This window comes from Siminovitchia fortis (assembly GCF_007681465.1).
Classification (GTDB): domain Bacteria; phylum Bacillota; class Bacilli; order Bacillales; family Bacillaceae_C; genus Siminovitchia; species Siminovitchia fortis.
In genome coordinates this window covers 1-6,433 of record NZ_VEKZ01000097.1, presented here as the reverse complement: position 1 = coordinate 6,433, position 6,433 = coordinate 1, and the positions used below count along the sequence as shown (strand labels likewise).

The window sequence follows — 6,433 nt, the reverse complement described above, 5'->3', positions numbered from 1 at the left end:
CGGCTCGTTCCTCGCCGTGTTTCCTTTATCTCGTCGGAGGCACTCCAGTCTGTACGTCGATGGACAAGGCGCTTGCGCTTTTCTTAGTTCCGGATGTCCTCACGCCGTTTATTTTCTAAAATGCAAAATAACAGTTGAAAGTGACGTTACGTCACCTTGTATACTGGAAGCAACATATGAAACGAGGGTGGTGTATCAAGATGCTTTCCATACAGGAGGTCAAGAAGCAGACCGGTGTAACAGTTCGAACACTGCGCTATTATGACCAGATCGGACTGCTTCTTCCGGCGGACAAAACGCAAGGAGGGCACAGGCTCTACGGGGAAAAGGAAATGATAAAACTGCAGGAGATCCAATTTTTAAAGTCATTGGGCTTCAGTCTCAGCGAAATCAAAGAAATGCTTTCCGATGAGAGGGATTGGAAAGAGTGTTTGCAGGGGCAGTTGGCTTATGTAATCAATGAAAAGCTGAAGCTTGAACAAATTGAACAGATTTTGCAGGGGTTGTTAAACAGCATGGCCATTGACGGAAAAATTGACCTGTTGGAGGTCCAGCGGTTGATTCAACTGTATACGAAGGATCCGCAAAGCAGAGAAACATACAGAAATCAGATATTTAACAAATCCGAAATGGAACTGTTGAAGCTTCTCCCCAATGTCAATCGGGCAGACCCTGATACGCTCGAGTGGGTTTCCTTGCTTGCCCAATTAAAAAAACATATGCATAAAGGAGAGGGGGCGCCGCAGGTCCAGCAAATCATAAGGCGCATGTTCGAAAAGCAGGAAGAGGCTTTTGGGGACAATGATGAATTTCTTGATAAATTATGGAATGTCAGAAAATCCCCTGAAAAGTCGAAGAAGGCGGGGTTTTATCCGATTGAACCCGAAGTGTTGGATTTCCTTGAAGGAGCTTCCGATATTTATTTAAGGAATATTAAAAAAGGGAAGGGTGATTCCAGATGAGCACAGCCTTATTGCTTTCAGTAGGGGCATTGGCCTTGCTGGATACACTCAGCCCGACAACATTGGGGGTCACTGTATACATGCTGCTTTCGGAGCGTGGAAAAATTGCAGGACGATTACTTGTCTATTTGAGTACAGTTGCCTGTTTTTATTTTATTGTCGGCGTTGTTCTGATGTTGGGACTGGATACTGTGACTGATGTCATTTCCGGTCTTGGCAATAATGCTTTATTGAGCCGTTTCATGACCATTCTTGGGTTGGGTCTATTGATTGGCAGCTTTTTCATTCCCACTAAAAACTCCACCCCCAAAGTACGTAAACCGAGAAGTAAAAGCATGCCTGCAATGGTGGCACTCGGATTGACAACCGGCTTGATTGAAGTGGGAACGGCCCTGCCATATTTTGCTGCCGTTGGAATTATGACGGCCGCCCGCTTGCATCCCGTGGAGTGGCTTCCCATTCTGGCCGGCTACAATGTCATAATGGTTCTTCCGGCATTGATTCTGATGGTGGCGCATTTCCTGTTTAAAGGCTGGCTGCAGAGGCCATTGGAAAAAATACGGATTTCGATTGAAAAAAACTCTGGATCAACTCTTTCATGGATGATGAGTATCGCCGGACTGATTTTATTAATCAATGCATAGAGGAAAAAGGAGGCTTTCAAATTGAAAAAAGTATTCGTCTGTTTATTCCTGTCAGCCATTTTGCTCTGTTCTGGTTGCTCAGCAGGGGAAGGAAGCAAAGTGGAAACAGCCGATCTCGACAATATAGACTCCATCTATATCGACCATGGCAGTACAAACGTCCATATCAAGAGTGTGGATCAATCCCAATTGGAGATATCCCACCAAAAACCGATCATTGATATGAAAAAAGAAAAAAGCGGCATAGCTATTAATGTAAAGAAAAGAAAGTTTCATATTGGCCCCAAAATTAATTTAAATAAACAGCTTCAAGTGGACATTCCCAAGGATTATAAAGGCAAGGTGATTATCAATGGAGGTTCGGGCAATATTAAGGCGGAAGGATTGGAAACGGAATATATAGAAGCTATTTCAAAAAGTGGAGACATCTCCCTGGAATTTGAAAGTTACCACAGTCATGTTCAAGCCAAAACAGCAAGCGGAAATATCGATCTTTCCGTCAATAAAAAAAATCCCGACGTCCATCTAACAACCAAGACGGCAAGCGGCCGTCAAATAGTCACTTTGCCGCTTTCGATCAGCCGCGAAAATGAAAAAGAGATCGAAGGTACGTCAGGAGAAGGTACGTATCAAATTGATATTGAGACAGCTTCGGGAAATATTACAGTTGAGTAACGGGCGGCTGTACACGAAGTATATCGGGTGCCCATAGATGAGAGAAAACATTCACGGTTCCGCAGATAAAGGAAATCACCATAGATAACGAAAATACCCGCGGCTTCAATTAGGAGAGGTTTTTCCCGGCTTGCAACGTCCAGCCATAATATTATCCCAAATCCTTCAAACCTTTCCAAAAGAGGCCATACTTCCACTTCTATCTTAGTACTTGTATCCTCTATGTTTATGAAGTTTTTACATAAGATGTTATAGACTTCACTGGAAAAGGAGGATTACTTTATGTCGGTTGAACACTTTCATTCGATATGTAACAGACATATGGGGAGAGCCGTGGTAATCAGGACCCGGGATGGGAGGTCTCACAGGGGCATCATTCGGCATGTTTCGCCCACAAGAGTTTTTTTGGAGCCGATAGGTCCCAGAAGAGGCGGTTTTGGATACGGTTTTGGCGGATTTGGATATGGCTGGTGGGGCTTCGGTGCGGGTATTGCCCTGGGCTTTATCGCCGGAGTTTCTTTACTCTGGTGGTGGTAGCATTTCAATAGTGCCCAACCCCTTAAATGAACGCGGTTCAACTGGCATTGTGCTGGTTGGACTGTTTAGTTTTTATTAGCAATGCTTGCAAACTCTTCGGAATGTATGCTCAGCAAATCTTTGCTTGATAAACCGGTTGATTCCATATATTTCTTCACCAGGTAATATCCGACGCAGTAACCTGCCATTTTGGGGTAAGAACGCAAGCCGTACAGGATGTTTTGATGTTTGGGACTTGTCTTTAAAACATTTCTATTCGGATATACCAGCCTTCTCCATATTTTCTCCAATTTTTTATTGGGGTAGTAGGAGGTCCAGTTGGACATAAATTCCGTTCCCAATCTTTCACGGACAGCATTTTCCGCCATGCCTTCCAAAATAATCGTATCAAGCAGGACATAATCTGCTTCGTCTTTATGATATTTGGATAAGCGGCATGCGTGATTGTATTCATGCGTAAATAATGACCTGATTTCCGCATCATTATTTTCTTCCGAGACAAACAAGAATAATTTATCTTTAAAAGCCAGCCCCGACTTCCCGTGAAATTCCCGTTTTAATACTTCATTAGTTGTATCTGACGGAAAAATAAAAACCGGGATACTGGGCCCTTCCCATATCTTTTGAAGTTTCTGTTTTTCGTTTTGGACAATGTCCCACACTTTATTATCCCTTAACTTTTTCACTGCAATGTTTCCGTTTTTTTGCGGAGTATACATTCCATGGAAAGCTAAGTAATCATAAATTTCAGAAGCGGAAGCCCCATCAAAATGTACTTTTAATTTTTTACATATTTTTACAGGGTCATCATATAAATCCGTCAGCCATCTATCAGTCCTGATCACGCTCATATCAACCCACCCTTAAACGACTCGCCATCTTTCTATACAGTATGCATTTATCATATTGAGTTGCGAAAATGTTTTTTATCTGCAATAAAGGATTTGGCAACTTTCCATAAACATCCCTTTTGAATACCCTATAACAGATTTCAGATAGGGCTGCGTTTTTAAGACGCACTTAAACCGAAAGGAGATGGATTAGCAGATGACCATCAGAAAAGCCACCAGCCGCGAGACCCAAAAGATTTTGGATTATTCCCTGGAAGTATTAAAAGAAGCAACAATGGGGCATGTGAAACCGGACAAAGAAAAAGCCAGTGAAATGGTGTCGCCATTTTTGGATGCGGGAGGATTCTACCTCGTCCATGTTGAAAATAACGAAGTCCAGGGCTGGATAGGTGTCGGGAGGACAATGGACTATCACACAGATGAAATGATCGGGGTCCTTCCGGAAGTATACGTGTATCCTCAATACCGTAAGCGCGGCATCGCAGAAAAGCTGTGCAATGAAGCATTCAGGCATCTTCAAGAAGAGGGGGTTAATAGGGTACAGTTATATGTATTTGAAGGAAACATCTCCAAACACCTGTGCCAAAAACTGGGCTTTCAAGAAATAGTCACGTTGATGGAAAAACAGTTAGACAACCATTTTTAGTGTTACAATTCCCCGGATGCCTGAAGAATGCCCCCTAATCCTGTTTCTTTTGGGGCATTTCCGGCCCTTTTGAATACCATATAGGAGATTTCAAAGCAAAAGGCGGGAATCAATATGGAAAGCACATATTTAAATTGTTTGGCATTATTCGGGGTTGGAGGTGCCCATCCCGGGGGCCTTAATCTTACAAAAAGGATTTTATCCAAGGAAAAAATTGATGGCTCTTCTAAGATTCTTGACGTCGGCTGCGGAACAGGGCAAACTTCCGCATATATTGCAAAGGAATATGGAAGCCATGTCACAGCATTGGATAACAACAAAATCATGTTGGAAAAAGCCGGAAGAAGATTTCAATCCATGAATCTTCCAATCGAAATCCGGCATGGCAGCGCCGAAAATCTGCCTTTTGAAAATCACACATTTGATTTCATCCTATCTGAATCCGTCACGGCATTTACCGACGTCTCAAAAACGGTTCCCGAATTTAAACGGGTTTTAAAGCCGAATGGAGTTTTACTGGCCGTTGAAATGGTCCGTGATAAAGACATTTCCGGGCAGCAAATGAAAGAAATCCTGGATTTTTATGGGGTGAAACAATTGCTTAGTGAACAGGAGTGGCGAAGCGCTTTCCAAAAAGCTGGCTTTGAACAGATAGAAATGGAAAAAGTTGAGCTGCAGCCCGATATTCAACAAGTGGGTGTTTCAAATGATTACTCACTTTCAAAGCAGATTCATCCTTCGTTTTATGAGATTTTTGAGAAGCATCATCATTTGTCGATCGTTTATAAGGATATTTTAGCCTGCGGTAAATTCAGATGTACAGTATGAAGCCATTTAGTCAAAAACTCTTGCTGTGATTTTCAGCGGGAGTTTTTTCTTTTACGTAATTCATAAAGTGGACCTCATTGCATTTAAGATACTAAAAATATTAGCTTTTTTAATTTTATTTCAAAATTCCTTTTAATTTTCCTTGTAATCTTTCGCACGCGTAGGTGATAATTAAGTATAGGAAGATTTACAGCAAGGGGAAATGAATCGATGGATGTGGCAGCACTTTTTCAGAAAAAGGGAGTAAAACGCATTATCATCTTCGGGCTGATTGTTCTGATTTTGTACAGCCTGAGAAGTATGATCAACTTGATTTTGCTGACCTTTATTTTTTCATACTTAATGAATCGTCTCATAGAATTCACCGCCAAACGGATTCCTGTTCCAAGGCGGGTGCTTGTGCTGTTCATGTACGTGGCAATCGTGGGCATACTCACGTATGGGCTTGTAAAATATTTTCCTATCATTACTTCGGAAATCAGCCAGTTGATCGTACAGATTACGGCCTTTTACTCACAGCCGCATGAAAATGCCATTTTAAGCTTTATTGAGGCAATCATATCCAAAAACCAAATTGCCGCTTATTTGGAAAATGGATTATCGTTTTTAGTGAAATCTTTTACAGATATTAGCAAAACAAGCGTCCAAGTGATTGTTGCTTTAATATTAAGTCTGTTTTTCCTTCTGGAAAAACCTCGCTTGAAGGAATTTACCGCAAAATTCAAGGAAAGCAAATTGGCGCCGTTCTATTTTGAAATTGAATTTTTCGGGAAAAAGTTCACCCGCACGTTCGGAAAAGTCATCGAAGCACAGTTCATCATTGCTCTCGTCAATACGCTTTTGACGATCATAGCACTCTCCATCATGGGCTTTCCGCAATTGTTCGTGCTGGCGATCATGATTTTCTTTCTTGGCCTTATTCCGGTTGCAGGTGTCATCATTTCCCTGGTTCCGCTTTGCATGATTGCCTATACGATCGGCGGCTTCGTCAAAGTTGTATACGTCGTTGTTGCCATCACCATCATTCATGCGGTGGAAGCTTATATATTGAATCCGAAATTGATGTCGGCCAAAACCGATTTGCCGGTATTTTATACGTTCATCGTTTTGATTTTCTCGCAAAACTTCTTCGGCGTGTGGGGATTGATCATCGGCATTCCCGTTTTCGTGTTCCTGCTGGATGTTCTTGAGGTGACAAATAAGGAAAAAATTGCCAAGACATAGCAAAAAGAACAAAGGCGCAAGCGCCTGTTTATCGACGTACAGACTGGAGCGCTTCTGACGAGATAA

8 protein-coding genes are annotated in these 6,433 nt (G+C 42.1%); 7 read left to right on the top strand and 1 reads right to left on the bottom strand.

Annotated elements, in window-relative coordinates; translation table 11 throughout:
- Nucleotides 1-200: 200 nt before the first annotated feature.
- From FS666_RS18640 to FS666_RS18625, 4 genes are all read left to right on the top strand, one after another.
- Entirely contained in the window at nt 201-962 is a 762-nt protein-coding gene (locus FS666_RS18640; protein ID WP_144462944.1) for a MerR family transcriptional regulator, read from the top strand.
- A complete protein-coding gene (locus FS666_RS18635; RefSeq protein WP_120074742.1) occupies nt 959-1,606 on the top strand; it encodes a GAP family protein in 648 nt (215 codons plus the stop codon). The genes FS666_RS18640 and FS666_RS18635 overlap by 4 nt, the downstream gene beginning before the upstream one ends.
- A 21-nt stretch (nt 1,607-1,627) precedes the next feature.
- Nucleotides 1,628-2,281 carry a DUF4097 family beta strand repeat-containing protein gene (locus FS666_RS18630; protein ID WP_144462946.1) on the top strand — a complete coding sequence of 218 codons (654 nt, stop codon included), beginning with the start codon at nt 1,628-1,630 and terminating at the stop codon, nt 2,279-2,281.
- A 282-nt stretch (nt 2,282-2,563) separates the two neighbouring features.
- On the top strand, nt 2,564-2,818 hold the full coding sequence (locus tag FS666_RS18625; protein ID WP_120074746.1) for a hypothetical protein: 255 nt from the start codon (nt 2,564-2,566) through the stop codon (nt 2,816-2,818).
- 65 nt (nt 2,819-2,883) lie between these two features.
- Here FS666_RS18625 and FS666_RS18620 read toward each other — a convergent pair whose 3' ends face one another.
- A complete protein-coding gene (locus tag FS666_RS18620; RefSeq protein WP_144462948.1) occupies nt 2,884-3,669 on the bottom strand; it encodes a DUF2268 domain-containing putative Zn-dependent protease in 786 nt (261 codons plus the stop codon).
- Nucleotides 3,670-3,865: 196 nt separating this feature from the next.
- Here FS666_RS18620 and FS666_RS18615 point away from each other — a divergent pair, with 196 nt between their 5' ends.
- From FS666_RS18615 to FS666_RS18605, 3 genes are all read left to right on the top strand, one after another.
- Nucleotides 3,866-4,315: a GNAT family N-acetyltransferase gene (locus tag FS666_RS18615; RefSeq protein WP_120074750.1), complete on the top strand. Its 450-nt coding sequence runs from the start codon at nt 3,866-3,868 to the stop codon at nt 4,313-4,315.
- Between the two features lie 114 nt (nt 4,316-4,429).
- The gene (locus tag FS666_RS18610; RefSeq protein ID WP_120074752.1) at nt 4,430-5,143 is read left to right on the top strand and encodes a class I SAM-dependent methyltransferase; all 714 of its coding nucleotides are present in this window, start codon (nt 4,430-4,432) and stop codon (nt 5,141-5,143) included.
- Between the two features lie 210 nt (nt 5,144-5,353).
- Nucleotides 5,354-6,367, top strand: a complete 1,014-nt coding sequence (locus tag FS666_RS18605) for an AI-2E family transporter (protein WP_120074754.1) — start codon at nt 5,354-5,356, stop codon at nt 6,365-6,367.
- Nucleotides 6,368-6,433 lie beyond the last annotated feature (66 nt).